The organism is Kovacikia sp. CALU 1929, from assembly GCF_056784235.1.
This window is the reverse complement of sequence record NZ_JBXBCF010000060.1, coordinates 44,320-63,922: the sequence shown is the minus strand read 5'-3', so window position 1 is coordinate 63,922 and position 19,603 is coordinate 44,320. Positions and strand designations below refer to the sequence as shown.

Annotated in this window: 9 protein-coding genes and 1 tRNA gene; 7 read left to right on the top strand and 3 right to left on the bottom strand. The window is 49.1% G+C overall.

Going from position 1 to position 19,603, the window contains the following annotated elements; translation table 11 throughout:
- Window positions 1-47: 47 nt before the first annotated feature.
- The 4 genes from AC1S52_RS09110 (at window position 48) to AC1S52_RS09095 (ending at window position 9,513) form a co-directional block, all read left to right on the top strand.
- Window positions 48-5,708, top strand: coding sequence for a trifunctional serine/threonine-protein kinase/ATP-binding protein/sensor histidine kinase (locus AC1S52_RS09110; RefSeq protein WP_482028674.1), 5,661 nt, complete (start codon window positions 48-50; stop codon window positions 5,706-5,708).
- A 751-nt stretch (window positions 5,709-6,459) separates the two neighbouring features.
- Window positions 6,460-8,715 carry a ComEC/Rec2 family competence protein gene (locus AC1S52_RS09105; RefSeq protein WP_482028673.1) on the top strand — a complete coding sequence of 752 codons (2,256 nt, stop codon included), beginning with the start codon at window positions 6,460-6,462 and terminating at the stop codon, window positions 8,713-8,715.
- 21 nt (window positions 8,716-8,736) lie between these two features.
- A tRNA-Ser gene (locus AC1S52_RS09100) sits at window positions 8,737-8,821 on the top strand.
- 416 nt (window positions 8,822-9,237) lie between these two features.
- Window positions 9,238-9,513, top strand: a complete 276-nt coding sequence (locus tag AC1S52_RS09095) for a GlsB/YeaQ/YmgE family stress response membrane protein (RefSeq protein ID WP_482028672.1) — start codon at window positions 9,238-9,240, stop codon at window positions 9,511-9,513.
- 404 nt (window positions 9,514-9,917) lie between these two features.
- Here AC1S52_RS09095 and AC1S52_RS09090 read toward each other — a convergent pair whose 3' ends face one another.
- Both AC1S52_RS09090 and AC1S52_RS09085 read right to left on the bottom strand, forming a co-directional pair.
- On the bottom strand, window positions 9,918-12,683 hold the full coding sequence (locus tag AC1S52_RS09090; protein ID WP_482028671.1) for a TIGR02921 family PEP-CTERM protein: 2,766 nt from the start codon (window positions 12,681-12,683) through the stop codon (window positions 9,918-9,920).
- A 106-nt stretch (window positions 12,684-12,789) separates the two neighbouring features.
- A complete protein-coding gene (locus AC1S52_RS09085; RefSeq protein WP_482028670.1) occupies window positions 12,790-13,698 on the bottom strand; it encodes a helix-hairpin-helix domain-containing protein in 909 nt (302 codons plus the stop codon).
- Here AC1S52_RS09085 and AC1S52_RS09080 point away from each other — a divergent pair.
- The 3 genes from AC1S52_RS09080 to AC1S52_RS09070 all read left to right on the top strand — a co-directional run bounded on the left by AC1S52_RS09080 (window position 13,688) and on the right by AC1S52_RS09070 (window position 18,712).
- Window positions 13,688-13,813 (top strand): hypothetical protein, encoded by a 126-nt coding sequence (locus AC1S52_RS09080; RefSeq protein WP_482028669.1) that lies wholly within the window; start codon window positions 13,688-13,690, stop codon window positions 13,811-13,813. The genes AC1S52_RS09085 and AC1S52_RS09080 overlap by 11 nt on opposite strands.
- Before the next feature lie 456 nt (window positions 13,814-14,269).
- A complete protein-coding gene (locus tag AC1S52_RS09075) occupies window positions 14,270-14,425 on the top strand; it encodes a hypothetical protein (protein WP_482028668.1) in 156 nt (51 codons plus the stop codon).
- Window positions 14,426-14,722: 297 nt separating this feature from the next.
- Window positions 14,723-18,712, top strand: a complete 3,990-nt coding sequence (locus tag AC1S52_RS09070) for a response regulator (protein ID WP_482028667.1) — start codon at window positions 14,723-14,725, stop codon at window positions 18,710-18,712.
- A gap of 97 nt (window positions 18,713-18,809) precedes the next feature.
- On the opposite strand, the gene AC1S52_RS09065 is transcribed toward AC1S52_RS09070, so the two are convergent.
- Entirely contained in the window at window positions 18,810-19,457 is a 648-nt protein-coding gene (locus tag AC1S52_RS09065; protein WP_482028666.1) for a hypothetical protein, read from the bottom strand.
- Between the last annotated feature and the right edge of the window lie 146 nt (window positions 19,458-19,603).

Here is a 19,603-nt window from a genome sequence, read left to right as displayed (position 1 = left end):
TCGCTGGGCATTCTGATTAAAACTATGTTGATTGTAGGATGACACTGATGAATCTGGTTGAGTTGACGACTTTGATTCCAGGCTATCGTATTACTAACCGCCTCTATATTAGTTCTAGAACCGTTGTATACCAGGCAGTTCAGGATGACGATCGCAAACCTGTTGTCATTAAACTGCTCAAGGCAGAGTATCCTACCATCAGTGACCTGGTTCAATTCCGCAACCAGTACACCATTGCCAAAACTCTAGATTTGCCGGGTATTGTCAAGCCCTACAGCCTGGAGAGTTTTCGTAACGGCTACCTGTTAGTCATGGAAGATTTTGGGGGCGTTTCCCTAAGGGACTATCGCCAGACGCATCAATTAGAACTGACGGAATTTCTAGCGATCGCGCTTCAACTCACCACCATCCTGGAAGGTCTGTATCAGCACGGGGTTATCCACAAAGACATCAAACCCGCCAATATTTTGATTAACCCCACCACTCAACAGGTCAAACTGGCTGACTTTAGCATCGCGTCTCTGCTGCCCAAAGAAACCCAAACTCTGACCAATCCCAACGTTCTGGAAGGCACGCTGGCGTACCTGTCACCAGAGCAGACCGGGCGAATGAACCGGGGGATTGACTACCGGGCAGACTATTATTCTCTGGGAGTTACTTTCTTTGAACTGTTGACCGGGCAACTTCCTTTCCAGTCTGAAGATCCCGTAGAACTGGTTCACTGCCACATCGCCAAACAGCCTCCTGCGGTTCATAGCCTCAATCCCAGCGTTCCTGCGCCGCTGTCTGACATCGTCAGCAAATTGATGGCAAAGAATGCAGAAGACCGCTATCAGAGTGTCCTTGGGCTACGACACGACTTAGAAATATGCTGGTATCAGTGGGGCAAAACCGGCACCATCCCTCCCTTTAAACTGGGGCAAAAAGATATTTCCGATCGCTTTGCCGTCTCTGAGAAACTCTACGGACGTGAACAGGAAATTGCAGCATTGCTGGCAGCCTTTGATCGAGTAGCCGGAGAGGAGCCGGGAGGCAAGAGTAGAGACTACAGGAAAAGAGAACAGCACGAAGATAACGCGCCCCTCTCCCCTCTCCCCTCTCCCCATTCCTCTATTTCCCCCCTTCCCCTGCCCTCTCCTCCCTCCTCCCGCAGTGAACTCTTGCTGGTTGCCGGATTCTCGGGGGTTGGTAAAACAGCGGTTGTAAATGAAGTTCACAAGCCGATCGCCCTGCGGCGGGGTTACTTTATTCGAGGCAAGTTTGATCAGCTTCAGCGCGGGGTACCGCTGTCTGCTTTTGTGCAAGCCTTTCGAGATTTGATGGGACAACTATTAACCGAAAGTGATGCCCAAATTGAGCGATGGAAATTAAAAATTCTGAGGGTTTTGGGTGAAAACGGGCAGGTTTTGATCGATGTCATCCCAGAACTGGAAACGATTTTGGGTCCCCAACCCGCTGCACCAGAGTTACTAGGCGCAGCCGCGCAAAATCGATTTAACCTGCTGTTTCAAAAGTTCATTCAAGTCTTTGCCGCCATCGATCATCCCCTCGTTATTTTTCTGGATGACCTCCAATGGGCAGATTCTGCCTCGTTAAAGCTAATGCATCTGTTGATGGGGGATACTGAGAGCCGCCATCTCCTGCTGATCGGGGCGTACCGGGACAATGAAGTTTCGGCTGCCCATCCATTCATGTTAACGATTGATGAAATTTGTCAAACAGGAATACCCGTTAGCGCGATCGCCCTGGCACCCCTCCAGCTAACCGATCTGAATCACCTGATTGCCGATACCCTTCATTGCTTACCTGACCAAACCCATGCCCTCTCTGAACTGATCTGTCAGAAAACCAAAGGGAATCCATTCTTTACCAGTCAGTTTCTCAAATCCCTCTACGAAGAACGCCTGATTTCCTTTGATCCCCTGGCTGGCTGCTGGCAGTACAACCTGAATCGAATTAAGGCACAGTCTTTCACGGATGATGTGATGGAATTCATGGGAGAGCAATTGCAGAAATTGGCTCCCAGTACCCAATCTGTATTAAAACTGGCTGCCTGTATCGGTAATCAGTTTGACCTGGCAACCCTGGCGATCGTCTATGGCAAATCAAAAGCCGAAACCGCTTCTGACCTCTGGGAAGCGGTCAAAGAAGGGCTAATTCTACCGCAGGGTGAAGGCTATAAACTGTTTCAAGCTGTAGAAAAGACCCGCACAAAGTCCCAGACAACCACAGAATACCCCACACCTCACACCCCACACCCCACACCCAGCTATAAGTTTCTCCATGATCGCGTCCAGCAAGCAGCCTATGGCTTGATTCCAGACGTACAAAAACAGTCCACCCACCTGCAAATTGGTCGGCAACTGTTAGCCAACACGCCTGAAGCAGAGCGAGAGGAGAAAATTTTTGAGATCGTAAACCAGTTGAACTATGGTGCAGGATTGACGGGTCAAACCGAAGCGCACTCCCTGATGGATGGAAAACCCTCCCAGGGTAGAAGTTCTCAGGGCAGCACTCCTAAAGGCAAAACTGTCCAATTTCAAGGGTTGACTGAAGCAGAACAGGATGAACTGGCTCACCTGAACTTACACGCAGGACAGAAAGCCAAAGCCGCTACGGCTTATGCAACCGCTCTAGAGTATTTAACCACCGGGATTAAACTGCTGCGGGTTGACTGCTGGCAAACTCAGTACGAGCAAACCCTGGCGCTGCATGAGTCTGCCACAGAAGCCGCTTACCTGTGCGGCGACCTGGAGCAGATGGAACAGTGGTCAGCCATTCTATTGCAGAAAGCCCATACGTTGCTGGATCAAGTCAAAATTTATCAGGTCAAGATCCAGGCGTATACATCACAGAACCGACTGTTGGATGCCATTGCGATCGCTCGTCAGGCACTTCAACAGTTTGGCATTCAGTTTCCTGATCAACCTGGACCTGAGCACATTCAACCAGCACTCCTGGAAACCGCAACGCTGGTTGCCAGACGAGAGGTTGCAGATCTGAGCCATCTGCCGCCGATGACAGATGCTGCCAAACTAGCCGTGATGGGGCTGGTTTCCACGGCTATTCCAGCTATTTTCCTGGCGGCACCCACGCTGTTTCCCCTGGTCATACTGTCTCAAGTCAACGCATCAATTCAATTTGGCAATGCTCCCCAGTCTGCGTTCTTTTACGCCAGTTACAGCATTCTTCTAGCCAACATTCTGCAAGATATTGCAGCCGCCGATCAGTTTGGTCAACTTGGGCTTAGTTTAGTCTCCCAATCTGACTGCAAAGAAATCAAAACTCGCACCTATTTTGTGTTGGGAGCCTTTATTATTCATGGCAAATCCCATCTCAAAGAAACGCTTCCTTTTCTGATAGAAGGCTATCAAGCCGGACTGGAAGCAGGCAACCTGGAATTTGTTGGTTACTGTGTCAAAGATATTTGTCAATATTCCTATCTGTCTGGTCGAGAATTGCCTGTTTTAGAGAAAGAAATTAGAACCTACAGTCAGGTTTTGGCATCTCTGAAACAGGTAACAACCTTGAACTATTGTCAAATTTACTGGCAAGCCGTTCTGACCCTGTTAGGCAACCCATCCGATACCTGCCCGTTAACGGGGGAAGCTTTGAATGAAGCGCAGTCCCTATCTCAACTTCTGGCAGCAAATGATATTACCGGGCTTCATTATTTCTACCTGCATCGCCTGATTCTATCTTACATTTTTGGCCATATTGACGAGGCAGTAGTCAATGCCCAGAAAACAAAGGAATTTCTGGCAGGAGGAACTGGCTTTGCCACCGTTCCAATCTTTTACTTTTATGATTCACTTGCCCATTTGGCGGCTCAATCTGAGAGTAATCTTGACCATAAATTGCTCGACCAGGTAGCAGAGAATCAGCATAAATTACAACATTGGGCACACCATGCTCCGATGAATTACTTGCACAAATTCTATCTGGTTGAGGCTGAGCGTTACCGAATTCTAGGACAAAAGATTGAGGCAATTGAGTGCTACGATCGCGCCATCGCTGAAGTTGAAAACAATGGCTATCCCAATGACAAAGCCTTAATTTATGAACTGACAGCTAAGTTTTATCTGGCATGGGGTAAGGAAAAAATTGCTCAGGTTTATTTGATAGATGCCTACTATAGCTATGCCCACTGGGGAGCGATCGCCAAAACTTACGATTTAGAAACCCGCTATCCTCAACTGTTAAGTTCTATCCTAAATCCTGAAAAACTGAGCTATCAAGTGGATAGTGTTCCGATGTCACTCTCCACATCTCTTGCCAGCAGTAGTAGCAATCTTTTCCAGGCATTAGACCTTGCTGCTGTACTCAAAGCTTCGCAAGCCCTATCTGAAAAAATTCAGTTTGAGCAATTGCTTGCAACCTTAATCCAGGTAGTAGTTGAAAATGCTGGAGCGAACCAATGCAAGCTGATTTTACCAGAAAATGGTCGATGGGTTGTCATTAGTCAAGCCATTGACCACACCATTTTACAAACAGAATTAACCCATTCTGGTCAAGCAGTACCCCAATCCATCATTAACTATGTCATCCGAACCTCAGAAACCTTAGTCCTGGATGATGCAAGGACTGAAACAGGTTTTATTACCGATCCTTATATTCTCGCTCAACAACCCAAAAGTATTTTATGTACTCCCATTCATAACCAGGGGCGGATGATTGGCATTCTATATCTGGAAAATAATTTGACGATCAGAGCGTTTACTCGCGATCGCCTGGAAGTCCTCAAATTGTTGACAACCCAGGCGGCTATTTCCCTACAGAATGCCATGCTTTACAACACACTAGAGCAGAAAGTAGAACAGCGAACCCAGGAACTTAACCAAAAAAACCAGGATCTTTCTGAAACTCTAAGTGAGCTGAAGCAAACTCAAACTCAACTAATTCAGACTGAAAAAATGTCGTCCCTGGGGCAAATGGTTGCCGGGGTTGCCCATGAGATAAATAACCCAATTAATTTTATTTATGGCAACCTGAATCATGCTGATGAGTATTGCAAAAACCTACTGCATCTGATTAATCAGTACCAGCATTACTATCCTCAACCCGTCTTTACTATTCAGCAGGAAATGGAAGAGATGGACTTTGAATTTCTCAGAGATGATTTGAAGAAATTGTTTCAATCGATGCGAGTGGGAGCTGATCGGATTCGTCAACTAGTACTTTCCCTGCGCAATTTCTCCCGCTTAGATGAGGCAGAAATGAAGCCGGTTGATATTCACGAAGGCATCGATAGCACCTTACTGATCTTGCAACATCGTCTCAAGGAGAAACCCGGACACCCTGCGCTCAAAATAGTTAAAGAGTATAGCCAGTTGCCCCTCGTAACCTGCTTTGCCAGTCAGTTAAACCAAGTGTTTATGAATATTCTGAACAATGCGATTGATGCACTGGATGAAAAAATGATTGGTAATGAAGTCAATGCCCAAGAACAGGCACCAACGATTTGGATTCGGACTCAGTTGACAGATGCCAATACCGTAGCGATTCAGATTGCAGATAACGGTCCTGGTATGTCAGACGAGGTGAGGCAGCGTTTGTTTGACCCATTCTTCACTACAAAGTCAGTCGGTAAGGGAACGGGTTTGGGCTTATCAATTAGCTATTCAATTGTGGAAAAGCACGGGGGACAGCTTTCCGTGGCATCTGAATTAGGTCAAGGATCTGAATTTTTAATTTCGATTCCTTTATAGCAAGCGACTACTAACTCAAGTTGCTGGTGGGGAGCATGTCACTTTTGCAAAAGTCTAGGGTTATAGGGAGAATAAGAGGGTTAATTCCTCACACCACCATGACTCCTGAATAAGAACAAGCCTTACACGACCATATTCAAGGTCTTACGTGAAAAACGAGTCTTCAGCTTACTTAATGCAGCTAATTCAGTATTGATTTCGCTTTGGATTGTTGTGAGGTTGATTTCCTGCGAGCTTGAAGATTATTTTCCACCTCTTCAACTTTTGTTGCGAGAGGTTGCCTTTTTTCAATAATGCTTGCAATCTGAGCTGTTCTATTTCCAACCATGCAGTCACCTAGATGTCTTTCTATAAAATCCTAGAACTGGGTCAATTTGCTTAAGCCACTAAAAATAACTCCAAGATAGCAATTCCACAGAATATGTCACTACATACAGGTAACTTGTCAATACCGCATCCACCGGGGACGCAAGCAACTTAACAGTCTGTGACATAAATCTAGGCAAGATGCCTGCCCTACGGTTGCCAAACTTCCGTCTTGCTGAACTAACCGCTTTGCAGTTGAATCATGGCGTGATTGGTCGGGCTTGGACTCCGCTCAACCTCCCCCATTGAGTTTTCGCGGCTTGAGTTCTAATGAGTTCTTCTTCTCCCAGTGAAAATAATTTGGGTAATGGGCACTCTTAGTTGAGCTTCAAGGATGACTTGAGGCTTCTTTAATGGGGCTTTTTGGGGCAAAGCAGGGTGCATTATGGGTCTGGCACATGGGGTCATTTGTTGTCTGGCATACATTTTGGGTTTATTCTCGACAGGCGTAGCAGGGGGAAACTGGGTTGTTCTGGGATTGGGAATTGGGTGTGCATGGGTAATTCCCCGCTATTGGAGGATGGCACCTCGCTCAAGGGTGTGGCTGATTGCGGGTGTTGTGGGGTTAGTTGCAAGTTTGTACTTTCAGTTCAGAGTCCCTCAGCCTGCGGCTAATGATATCAGCAGGCTAATTTCGGCGGAAGGGAATGGGCAAGAACTGGTGGTCAAGGTTCAGGGACAAGTGGAGAGTTTGCCTCGCCTGACCCGTAGCCAAAAAGCTCAGTTCTGGTTTCAGGTGCAAAAGGTAGATGTGCTTCGCGGCAGGGCGGCGGGGGATCCTGGCAAACCTCAGACAGGAAAGCTTTATGTCACGGTTCCCAGTTTGCAGGCAACTGGCATTTACCCGGGACAGCGGATTAGCGTCATGGGTTCTCTTTACAAACCCAAGCCTGCAAGCAATCCCAGTGGATTTGATTTTGCCAATTATCTGGCTCAGGAAGAGTGTTTTGCAGGCTTGCGAGGGAAGCAGGTTGACCTGCCAAAGAAGACGACTGGCTGGGGATGGTGGAGAGTGCAGCAGCAGATTGTGCGATCGCAAATGCGCTGGTTAGGTAGCCCTGAAGGTCCCCTGGTCAGTTCAATGGTGCTGGGTAGTCGGGGGGTAGACTTACCCTATGACTTAAAAGACCAGTTCACCCAGGTTGGATTAGCCCATGCCCTGGCGGCTTCCGGTTTCCAAACATCCCTGATTTTGGGAGTTGTGCTTGCCCTGACTCGTCGTTTCCCAGGACGCATCCAATTTATTCTGGGAACGCTGGCTTTAATCATTTTTGTTGGGCTGACTGGATTGCAGCCTTCGGTGTTACGGGCAGCCTTAATGGGTTTTGGAGGGTTAGGAGCACTGTTGCTCCAGCGTAAGATCAAACCCCTAGGGTCGCTGCTAGTTGTTGCAACCCTGCTACTAATTTACAATCCGCTCTGGATCTGGAACCTGGGATTTCAACTTAGCTTTCTAGCAACGATGGGGTTAATGGTAACGGTACCTCCCCTGACAAAACAACTGGATTGGATGCCCAGTGTGATCACTCCTCTGATTGCGGTTCCGATTGCGGCTTATCTATGGACCCTGCCCGTTCAACTTTACGCCTTTGGAGTACTGTCGCCCTACAGTATTCTAGTCAACCTGATAACGACTCCTCTGATCTCTGTGTTGAGTCTGGGCGGAATGGTAAGCGGGATGGCAGCTTTGATCTGGTCTCCAGCAGGGAGTGCTCTAGCATGGCTCCTGAAGTATCCGGCTCAGGCACTAGTTGCGATCGCGGATGGGTTTAGCCAGTTACCTGGAAATGCCTATGCAGTAGGCACTATTTCAGCACTGACGGCGATCTCCCTTTATGCTCTACTGGGGCTAACCTGGCTGCAACCCTGGTGGCGGCGAAAGTGGTGGCTGGCACTGTTGCTAGGAGTGGGGCTGATAGTGGTTCCAGCTTGGCAGGCAAGGATAGCGTTGTCTCGGGTGACTGTTCTGGCAACGACTGGGCAACCAGTAATGGTAATTCAGGATGGAGGGCAAACTGCCCTGGTTAGCGGTGCAGATCAATCCACAACCCGCTTTAGTGTCCTGCCGTTTTTGCAAAAGGAGGGGGTCAATGAACTCAAGGGGGCAGTATTGACCCAACCTCAAACCAGTCCACTCAATGGGGCGATCGCAAATCGGATTCCAGTCAGGGAATTCTACGCTATCCCATCTCGTCCAAAGGACTCAAAAAGCACAAGTGCTGCCCAATTAGAGCCACAGCCTATCCCATCCCAACAGCCTGCCCAAATTGGAGCAGTTCAGTTTCGTCAGGTTAGCCAGGTTCCCCTCATCCTTGAGTTACAGATAAAAAATCAGAGATGGCTTTGGTTAGGTGCGGCTTCGGCAGAGCAACAGGAGTCCTGGCTAATCGCAGGCACTCTCCCTAAAATCCAGGTACTCTGGTGGAACGGAAAAGTTCTCAATCCAAAGTTGCTTGCAGCGTTGAAGCCAGAAGTGGCGATCGCCTCTGGTAGCCGTGTCCATCCCGCGACGGCGGCTCAACTTCAACAGCAAAATATTCCACTCTTCTGGACAGGACAGCATGGAGCCATTCAGTGGACACCCACTGAAGGATTTAAACCGACACTGGAAGCTAAAGACAATCGCTCACCAGCCCTGTAAGATAGTTAAGAATAACTCCCTGGAGAGGTGGCAGAGCGGTTCAATGCGCCTGACTCGAAATCAGGTTTGGGGCAACCCAACGGGGGTTCGAATCCCCCCCTCTCCGTTGATATAAGCCAGTTTCAGCCTTGATTCTGCTCGGTCGTCATCCTCTGCATAAGAGCCTGAGAGAAGAGGCGATCGTCCCTTTGGGAAGCTGTTTCAGCCAATTTCTTGCCCTCATCCTGGCGCAATGCCAGGAAAGTGATGTCGCTACAGTTCTAACCAAAGGATGGGTAGCTCCCCTTCCTTCCGGAGGTATTGGCAACTGGAACAGGTTGCTAATCTGTTAGCAATGAGTTGCATTGGAGCGAGTTAAAAGTCTGTTTGTTGGTGAAGGTAAACAGGTTTATCCTTACTACCGAACCTATTGAAACAAACAGACATTCCCGATTTAGCAGTGTAACCAAATTAGAATCATCGATCAGTTTTGGTTTAGGACAAGTTCTGTAACAAAAACATTGACTTAATGGAGAAGAAACAATGAATATTCTTGCTTGGATTGTGTTGGGTTTGATCGCAGGGGCAATTGCAAAGGCAATTTATCCCGGTCGCCAAGGTGGTGGTCTTCTGGGCACCCTGATTTTAGGAATTATCGGTGCGTTTGTGGGTGGATCGGTGTGGAGCCTTCTGACTGAAGGAACTCTGGCACTGACTGCAACTAGCTTGAGCCTTGGTGGCGTTTTCCTGGCTATATTGGGCGCAATCATCGCTCTGTTCATCTACTACGCAATCACCCGTCGTGGCACTTCTTACTAAAAAGTTCTTGAGTTAGGGATTCTCTTAAGAGATTTTATTACTCCCTGAATGGAAGAGTAGGCAGACATAAAATCTAGTCACGAATCAAATCCCCGGTTTCTTGAGAGAAACTGGGGGTTTCCATTATTCACTCGGTTGATGTCCGAGTGCAAGGAGAACCGTCCTAGAGACAAAGCCACCACAACCTTTATGCGGGACACCCTGAGCAACAGGGCGACAGCTTTCCTCCGTGATGAAAACTTTTTTGATAGAAAAAAGTAGCCTCTGATGGCGTACCTAGAGGCTACAGTACATGAACATCCATTGCTGGATCTTTGGATCTGCCTTTAACTTAATCTTTTCAGGGGATAAGACTCGTCTACCATTGGTTAAGTGATCCCCTCTAACCAATGGGAGTTTTAAATCTAAGGTTGCCTGACTCTATGCCGTTGCCGACGTGTCAGTAACAACCCGATCGCGGCCATCATAATCGCTCCTACTGTACTGGGTGAGGGAACGGCTTCCATTGGGTTGAAGGGTTGGGTTAACTCTTCATTGCCCGATTCAACCGTGCGATCAAATCGATCGCGCTCTGCTTCTGCCCGTTTCAGGGCAGCGCGTTGTTCATCATTCACCAGCACCAGCATGGAAGAGTAGGGTGTGACCATGGGGTAAGTTTTGGCGATCGCATGAATAGTATCTAAATTCTCCAGTTGGTTCAGATCTCGCTGGCGACCCAGACCCAAAACGAGTTGGCGGGCAGCAAGTGATTCAAACCCGGTTGGCTTGGAGGTAGCTGACGGCGCTTGTGGAGATGGCGGTTGTGGATCGGGGGGAGCGATTGTGTTTACTTGCCAGGCGTAACCATCTACCACCGTTACCGTTTTTTCACCCAAAGCGACCTGAGTAGACAGACGACGCAAGACTTCTGAGATCTGGGTTCCAACTCCTCCACCGCTCGTTTGAATTGCTGCCAAAGTGACATCATCATAAGCGGGTGGAAATAATCCTAAATGCACAAACCAGAGGGGCGAACTGATTTTAGGCAAGTCTTTTTTGTCGTTTGCTAATTCATAGCTTCCGGCATCAGTAATCAACAGAATGCCATCGTAGGATGTGTTGCCGCGCAGTTGGTCAAATTGGCGTAGCATCTCCTTAGGCTGAAGCATCCCAAAAAAGGTGACGTTGTCCGGATCAAATTGATGGATGCTATCAATGCGCTGTGGAATTCCCCCGGCTATGGCTGGCAGATAGAGATCTGCTTCGTTATCTTCCAGGCGACCGTTAGTAAAGCCCTGCTGTGTGAGCCAGTCGAAGGTCTGTTTTATCCCCTGCACCTGACTACCCATACTACGGGAGGTATCTAAAATCACGGCAAACCGCTGATTCTTAGGCAGGACGTAGGCTGCTTCAGAAAGAGGTTGGGCAATCACCTGGGTGCCGTTGGCAAGATTAGCGGTATGCGGTTGCGGTGAAGTGGTGCTGGTTGCTGTCAAAAATGGCTCAACCCAGGTATCGGAAACTTGTACTGGTTTACCATTTCGGAGCCGTTGAGTCCTACTGGTCCAGTAGATGTTGCGTTTTTCTGCCAGACTGGGTAAAGCCCAACCCTGCTCCTGGCGCAACACCTTGTAGGTCAGCCACAGGTGCATCTCTGTTGGACGGGTTTGATTAGCTTCCAGCCGTTCGCCAATTCTCAGTTTGGGTGGTACGGGAAAAGCCCGCAGGCGGTAGTGGCGGGGTCCAACCTGTTCTAACAAAGCGGGATCAACCTGCCATTGAACCTGCTGGCTATAAACTTTTTGGGCTGCTCCCCGTGGTGCCACCACATAGGGAAAGCGCTTTGGGCGATCGCCCGTGTCTCCCAACCATACGCCGGTCACTACAGCGCTTTCTGGTAAGGAAAAGTAATAGAGGATTTCCTGATTTTCGTTGGTCTGGTTTTCGTAGACTTCGTATAGTTCAATCTCAGCCCAATCCTCATGTTCCTCGACGTTGATCTGTTGCGATCGCAGCCAGACCTGACGCTGGTTCAAGTTCAATAGCCCTGCTTTTGCTTCTTCCCGGTTATGGGTCGATTGCAGAGCATGGTTAATGGCTGCCTGTTCTGCCCGCTGAATTGGAGCATCAAAAAACTCGGCATACAGTTTGGCTGCCCGCTCTGGGTCGGCACTGGAACCCTGGTAGAGAAAGGGAGACATCAAACCGTTATAGGCAGCCTGCAAGCTTTGCGCCCACACCCCAGGCACCCCCAAGCTCTGGTACATCACCTGTATATGGTTATTGTCGGCATGGCTGCTGATGTAACGGTAGCTCCACAGGTAGGCATTGACCAGTCCCTGGCGAATTGGCTCAGACTTTGCCAGTAGTTCTTGCCGTGCCTGGTCTGTTTGGGCGGGTGTTTGTAAGCGGGCAAATGCCTCGACTTGGGGTTGTTGCTGCAAGCCAACAAATAAGGTGAATGATGCTGCAAACACCCCTAACGCTCCAGCGATCGCCCGTTTTCGCCCATACTGAGCCGTAAATGCTTTCAGAACATCCCATCCAGAGTTGAGATAAAGAACAATCATGGCTGGTGGCAGGATGAGGAACAGTGATGCGCTCACAAACAGCAACACCAGTCCCAAAGCTTCTTCTGGATAAGAAAAAAAATTTAACCAGGTAAAAGAGAAAAAACCTTGTACCAGATGTATCAGGAGCGGTACAATGTAAAATAAAAGCAACACCCCAGCATAAGCGCCCACCAGCAGCATCAGGCTGTGGGTAAGTAGTTTTGCCCATGCCAGTTTGGGTTGTCGTGTGGTGTAGCCTCCCATCAGGGTTGTCAAAAACGCCAGGATACAGATCCCAATACTCCCTAATATTTGGAATCCGGCGGGGGTCACCTCACGCAGCAAAAACAGCCGCACCAAACACAAAACAAAGAGCGGTGCCTCGACTCCATAAAATAGTTGCATCAGCTTTGCTGGTTGCTGGCAGAAGTGGCGAATGCCAATCCAGGTAGACACAATCGGCACCAGTAACAAGGCAACCAGTGTAAATATGAAGTCAAGCGGCAATAACCCGTCGATCGCCGCCATCAATAGAAAAGGGGCAACTAAGGGCAAAAATAGGAAGCCAATGTAGCCTAAAAATAAAGCATTCCAGCCCCAAAACAGGAGATGGCAGACAATCCGGTATAAGGTTTTCATGAGGGATTGGAGTGGCGATGGAGCGCTGGAGCAATTTGCGTTGTCAAATCAGCTCAAATTTAGCCTTCCTTTAAGGGATATGTCATCGCTGTATCCATTTTTGTAATCAATCGTGCATCGCACATTCCTTTTCCCGTCCCCGGACAACCCGTTGACCTACTAACCGACCACGGGTTTCAGTCACCACAGTCGATTGGGATTCGTACCCATTCCATTCGTAGAAGATCACCACCCAGTCATGGGTTTTACCCAGATCATGCGCCAGGGCCGTGTTGGAGTACATGGCTGTAAAGGACCAACCATCCTGGTGCCAGTTCATAATCGGTAACCAGCGCTTGTTCTCTGGATTAAACCGACGGGGCGCAATGGTTCGCAGTTGTCCTGCGTCGGCAAGGTTACGGTAGCGGGCATCTACTGCTAGCAGAAGTTCAACAGGAGGTTTGGGCGGTACAGTCGCATCATGCCCTTCCTGCCATCGCATTGTCTGAGCATGGCGGCGAGAGGCGCGGTTCAGGATTGCTGCCAGGGTATTTCGGATCAGTCGCACGCGGCGATCGCCAAAGCCCTTCAGGTGTTCTAGTCTGCCGTCGTGGGCTGCCATTTCCAGTTCTTCCAGGGTGCCAATCCCCAGTTCTTCGTGCAACTGGTGAGCCAGCTTTTCGCCAATACCGGGAATGGTGGTGAAGAGTGCCTCTGGGGGAACTTCTTCCTGCAAACTGTTGAGCAATTGAAGTTGCCCGGTTTTGAACAGTTCTTCCAATGCTGCCGAAAGACTTTTGCCAATTCCCGGTAGTTTCTCCAGTCCTGCTCTTCCTTCCCGACTGTAAAGGTCTGAGAGTGGACAATTGAGCGATCGCACTCGATGTGCCGCATTGCGGTATGCCTGCACCCGATAACGACTTGCTTCCTGAAACTCTAATAGGTCAGCAACCTGATCCAGCACATCGGAAATTTGATCATTCGACAGCTTCAGGACATCTACCGATGTCGTTGCCTGATTAGTGATGACTTCCATAATTCACCCGCCATTCCGCATTCAAAACCCCTACTCCTATTATCGTTTGGGCATTGGCGATCGTGGGGACGAAATTGGAGGGCTAACCGTTCTCCTGGAAAAGCCTATCCTTTAGGCAAAAGTCTCTGACATGTTTGAGGTAGTAGGGTTAATCACCCCATCCTGATCTGCTCGCTCCAGCAGATGCACATTTAAAGACTTCCATCTCGCTCCAAGGCTTTGCCTGGGAATGGTAAACCTGGAGGCTCTGCCTCTAGCGTTGATAGAGGCGAAGCCTCTCAATCGGTGTTCCCAGGCTGAGCCTGGAGAACAAGATACGTTAGGGCTTCCAGTCTTAAGACAGTGCCATTAATCTAAGTAATATTAATAGAGACTCACTAAATTCTGAATTTTCTGGTTGCAATAGACTTTATAGCAATTCTCAACTTTGTGAGGTACGTTTTTAGTCGTTATTGGTCATTAGCCATTGGTCATTGGTCGCCCACAAAGGACTAATGACTCATAACAAACCACCAGCTTGTACCGCATCAGCATGAGAACTGCTGTAATTGTTATTCCCTACCAGACTCCAATGCCACTTGCAATCCTGACTTTTTTGATGGCAATCAGTATCCTGATTACTGAAACCTTTTGGCAACCAGTCCACTGGTTAAGCTCTTTTAGTCTACCAACCTGGTTATGGCTGGCAGCGATTCTGGCAATGGTTACCTGGATTATGAGGGAATGAGCAATCGCCAACGGTGAGGGCTTTGGGGACAGGTGACAACACCGCAATCCTCATGGACCGTCCGAAATCATTGGTAGGGATGAGAGTTTTGGTGAGAAAGAATTCCTTTCTCACAATCCAAAATAGGAAGCGCTATATTTCTTGATGCGATTGGAGAGTTTTGGGAGAGAATACCCACAGCAGGGCATACTCTAAGCATTGCTTAAGCGTAATTAACCTTACAGTGAAGTTTTGAAACTGACTAAACCAGGTCAGCAAATTATGGGATTGTTGACTTCAGCTTCGTAGGAACCCATCATGACATCGCTACTGCCAGACAACGAAGCAGACAGCCTGAAGTTGACCGATCAGTATCAGTCATTAGATCTGTATGCGGGTGAAGGATTCGAAGACCTGGTAAAGTTAGCAGCTCTTATCGGTGAAGCTCCCATTGCGCTAATTGCCCTTCTAAAAGATAAAACTGAGCCTGGTGATAGTCCTGATGGGCAGGTTGAACTCACTATTCAGGAAGGCTTTGGGCTAGAATCGGCTCATGCCATTCAGGTACTCCCTTTTTGCCGCCGGTGCATCAACCAAGGCAGGTTAGTGGTGGTGTCTGATGTTTTAGCAGAACCAAAATTTGCGCCCAATTTAGTTGCGGTTGAGCAACCTCGAATCCGATTTTATGCCGGAGTTCCCCTCATCACTACCGATGGGTATCCGATCGGAGTGCTCTGTATTGCTGATTGGGTTTCACGCCTGCTCAGTTCTAACCAGCTTGAGGCACTGCAAACCCTCAGCCGTCAGGTAGTTAGCCAGTTAGAACTGAGACACAGATCCATGTCCCTGATGGCTCGTTCAATCGTGTGCTGCCAGGCAGAAGAAGCCCTTCAGACCAGCGAAGAAATTTTTTATGACTTGATTCAAGACCTTCAGGTCGGAGTGCTGCTTCAGGGACCAGACAGCGAAATCTTGATGAGTAACCTGGCGGCATTAGATTTACTGGGGTTGGAGGAAGACCAGTTAATGGGGATTACCTCCCTTGATCCCTGTTGGCATGTGATTCATGAAAATGGTTTGCCATTTCCGGGGGAAACCCATCCGGTGCCCCAGGCGATCGCCACTCGTCAGCCTGTTCACAATGTAGTCATGGGCGTGTATCGTCCTAAGTTTAATGATCTGGTCTGGTTGCTGGTCAACGCCGATCCTCAGTTTGCAGCGGATGGCAGCCTACGGCAAGTCATCTGCACGTTTAACGATATCACCGAGCGCAAGCGCATGGAAGAAGCGCTTAGTCGCAATGAGTTCAGGCATCGCGCTCTGATCAACGCCATCCCCGATCTGATGCTGCGGGTAAATCGGGATGGGATGTACCTGGATGTCAAACCCGCGCGAGACTTCAGGACACTTCTACCCCCAGCAGACATGCTCGGTTTGCGGGAAGTGGATGTGTTGCCACCAGGGGTTGCCAAGCGTCGCCAGGAATGTCTGGAGCGTGCTTTACAAACGGGGGAAGTGCAATTTTGTGAGTACGAACTGTTACTGGACGACGGCATTCATTACGAAGAATCCCGCATCATTGCCAGCGGCGAAAACGAAGCCCTGATTATTATTCGGAACGTGACTCAGCGCAAACAGGCAGAAGAAGAACTGCAAAGCCAGAACCATCGGGCATACCTGCTAACCGCGATCGCCCTCCGCATTCGCCAGTCCCTTAACCTGGATGAAATTTTGACCACCACCGTTGCTGAAGTGCGCCAGTTTCTCCAGGCAGACCGGGTGATGATTTACCGCTTCGATCCCTGTTGGGACGGTAAGGTCGTGGTGGAATCGGTTGATCCGGGGTGGACCCCCGCTCTCGGATCTGTCATCCAGGACACCTGCTTCAAAGAGGGACTCTGGCAAAAGTACTATCGTGGCAAGATCCAGGCGGTTGAAGACATTGATCAAACGGCTCTCACTCCCTGCCACCGGGCAATGCTCAAACGGTTCCAGGTCAAGGCGAACCTGGCGGTGCCCATTATTCAGGGACGAGGAGCCACTGGCAAAGCCCAACTTTGGGGGCTACTGATTGCTCACCAGTGTTCTGGTTCCAGGCAGTGGCGCTCCTTTGAGATTGACTTTCTGACGCAACTAGCCGACCAGGTTGGCATTGCGATCGCCCAGGCACGCTTACTAGAGCGTGAAACCCAACAACGAGAACAGCTTGCCCAACATAACATTGCGCTCGAAGAAGCCCGCAGTGAAGCCGAACGGGCATCTGAGATGAAAAGCATTTTCCTGGCGACTATGAGCCATGAAATTCGCACCCCAATGAATGCCGTTTTAGGAATGACTGGCTTACTCAGGGACACCGATTTGAACCCGGAACAGCGGGACTTTGTTGAAACCATTCAGGCAAGTGGCGAAACCCTGCTCACTCTGATTAATCAAATTCTTGACTTCTCGAAGTTAGAAGCAGGGGAAATGGAATTGGAAGTTTTAGGGTTCAATCTGAACACCTGCATTGAAGAAATTGCCGACCTACTCGCCTCTTCTGCCCATGCTAAAGGGTTGGAACTGGCGACCCTGGTTTACAAAAACCTACCGCTTCAGCTCAAGGGGGATATCAGTCGGCTGCGGCAGATACTGACCAATATGGTTAGTAATGCAATTAAATTCACCAGTGCTGGAGAAGTGGTGATCCAGGCTGCGCTCAAGTCTGAAACCACTACAACCGCTACCATTACCTTCTCAGTCACCGATACGGGTATTGGGATTCCCCCTGATGCTAGAGAAAAACTGTTCAAGCCGTTCTCCCAGGTTGATGCCTCTACCACCCGTCGCTATGGAGGCACTGGTTTAGGGCTGGCAATCTCAAAGCAACTGGTTGAACTGATGGGAGGCGAAATTGGGGTAGAAAGCGTGGAGGGCAAAGGTTCCCGGTTCTGGTTCACCCTCACGTTCGATAAGCAAACCCCCGATGATGATGCTCATTCATCCTTTGCGATCGCTCCCCATAACCTGAACCAACTGAGGCTGCTCGTGGTTGACGACAACAACACCAACCGCAAAATTTTGCGCTATCAGGTATCTTCCTGGGGGATGCAGGTGGATGAAGCCGATAGTGCAGCCATTGCCCTGGAAATGCTGCGAACACAGGCAGTAACAGGCAATTCCTATGATCTGGCAATTTTGGATATGCAAATGCCTGAAGTAGACGGTGAAATGCTGGGGATGCAAATCAAAACCGATCCTCTAATCGCAAACACCAAGCTAATCATGATGACCTCTCTCAACAACCGGGGAAGTGCCCGTCGGGTAATGAGTCTGGGTTTTTCTGCCTATTTAGTAAAACCTGTTAAACAATCTCGTTTGTTAGATTGCATCATGGAAACCCTGGCAGAACCTTTATCCAGCAATCCAGCCCAAGAATTTCAAACTCAACGGAAACGATTTCAAAGTAGCCACCGCATTGCCAGCCAAACGGACTGGGACGCAGCTTCATTTACTCCAATCAAACTGAAAATTCTTCTGGTTGAAGATAATGTTGTAAATCAGAAGGTTACCCTAAAGCAATTAGAAAATTTGGGCTATACCGCAGATGTCGCTGCCAACGGACAGGAAGCACTGCAAATGATGGCTCAAATTTCCTACGATCTGCTGCTGATGGATTGTCAAATGCCCGTGCTGGATGGTTACTGCACAACCCGTGAAATCCGTTGTTTAGAAGGAACCGCCCGTCATACAGTTGTGATTGCCCTGACGGCTAATGCGATGAAAGAAGACCGGCAACGGTGCCTGAATGCAGGCATGGATGACTATCTGAGTAAACCCATTTTGAAAGAAAAACTGGCAGCTAAATTAGCCGAGTGGGGGCAGGCAATTCAGGAAGCGCAGAGTGCAACATCTTCTTCTCAGGCAAATGCTATGCCTAGTCAATCACAGAACGGTTCTCACCAGACCCCTCTACCCACTCTAGACATCGACTGGAACCACCTGCACCAGATCTCTGATGGCAGTGAGGAGTTTGAACTAGAGTTACTGCAAGCCTTTGTTGCAGATACTCTAGTTCACCTGGTAGCGACCGCGGCGGCGATCGCTACCCATGATGCCAGTAAATTGGAGCAGGCTGCTCACCACATCAAAGGCGCAAGTGCCAACGTTGGACTGACTAGAATCCGAACTGCTGCCACACAGCTAGAACAAAAAGCCTCTCAACAACGCTTGCAAGGTGCATCAGAGTTGTTAGACGAACTCTACCAATCGCTGGATCAACTCCAGACATTTTTAGCCGCCCGGCTGATGTCTACAGAAAGTCCTGATTAAGTATGCTCTGTGGATCGGCAAATTATCCCCCTGCCATTCTTCATCTTTGCCAGGGAGATAATTTGTCGATGCCTGTCCAGGTTTGATTGGGAATCGTTTACTGGGAATAGGATTCACTAACTCGATTGCCATTCACACGGGGCGATCGCTGACCCACGGCTGCCCCAACTAAGGCGGCAACCAGTCCCAGAAGCGAACCCAGAGCAAAAGACCAGCCAGCCGTTGCGGCATTACCCGCAATATCCCGAGCTCGTTGAGCTGTCACATTGGGATCGACCGCTCCTGGAGTCGCCCCTGTTTGCTGTGCCTGACGCAGTATGTCTCCCGCATTGGATGCAACAACCCCAAAAGCACCCGATACTCCCGAAGAAAGCAACCAGGCACTAATTGCCAGGGTGGCTGCCCACAGAACGGCTCCATTGAGTAAAGCAGAGTTCCGGTTCATGGGTCCACAGGCACGGGCAGTAAACCATCCTCCCAGGAACAGAGAAATCAACAAAGCGACAATGGCTCCAATCCCAACGGCTGAACCAACATCAGGAGCGTCTGAACGGGGAGCACCTGAACCTGCGATCGTCGTTAACCCGATCGCGGCTGCAATTCCGCTTAAAACCAACTGCGAACTGACCGCTATAAACAAGCCTGCAAGCACAGGACCCCAACGCACCCGATCGTGATAATCAATCACCGGAACGCTGGGAGCGCGATCCACCACAGTGCCCCTTGGGTCATCACCATACACCATATTATTTCCTCCTGATAAAGGGAAACGTCAAAAGCTCTAAAACGTCAAAAGCTCTAATACTGCTAACAGATTCAAAGTAAGTAAACTGAAGCGACTTCACATCTGCCGTAAGAAATAAGCTTGATGTGACAATATTTAAAGTGAAA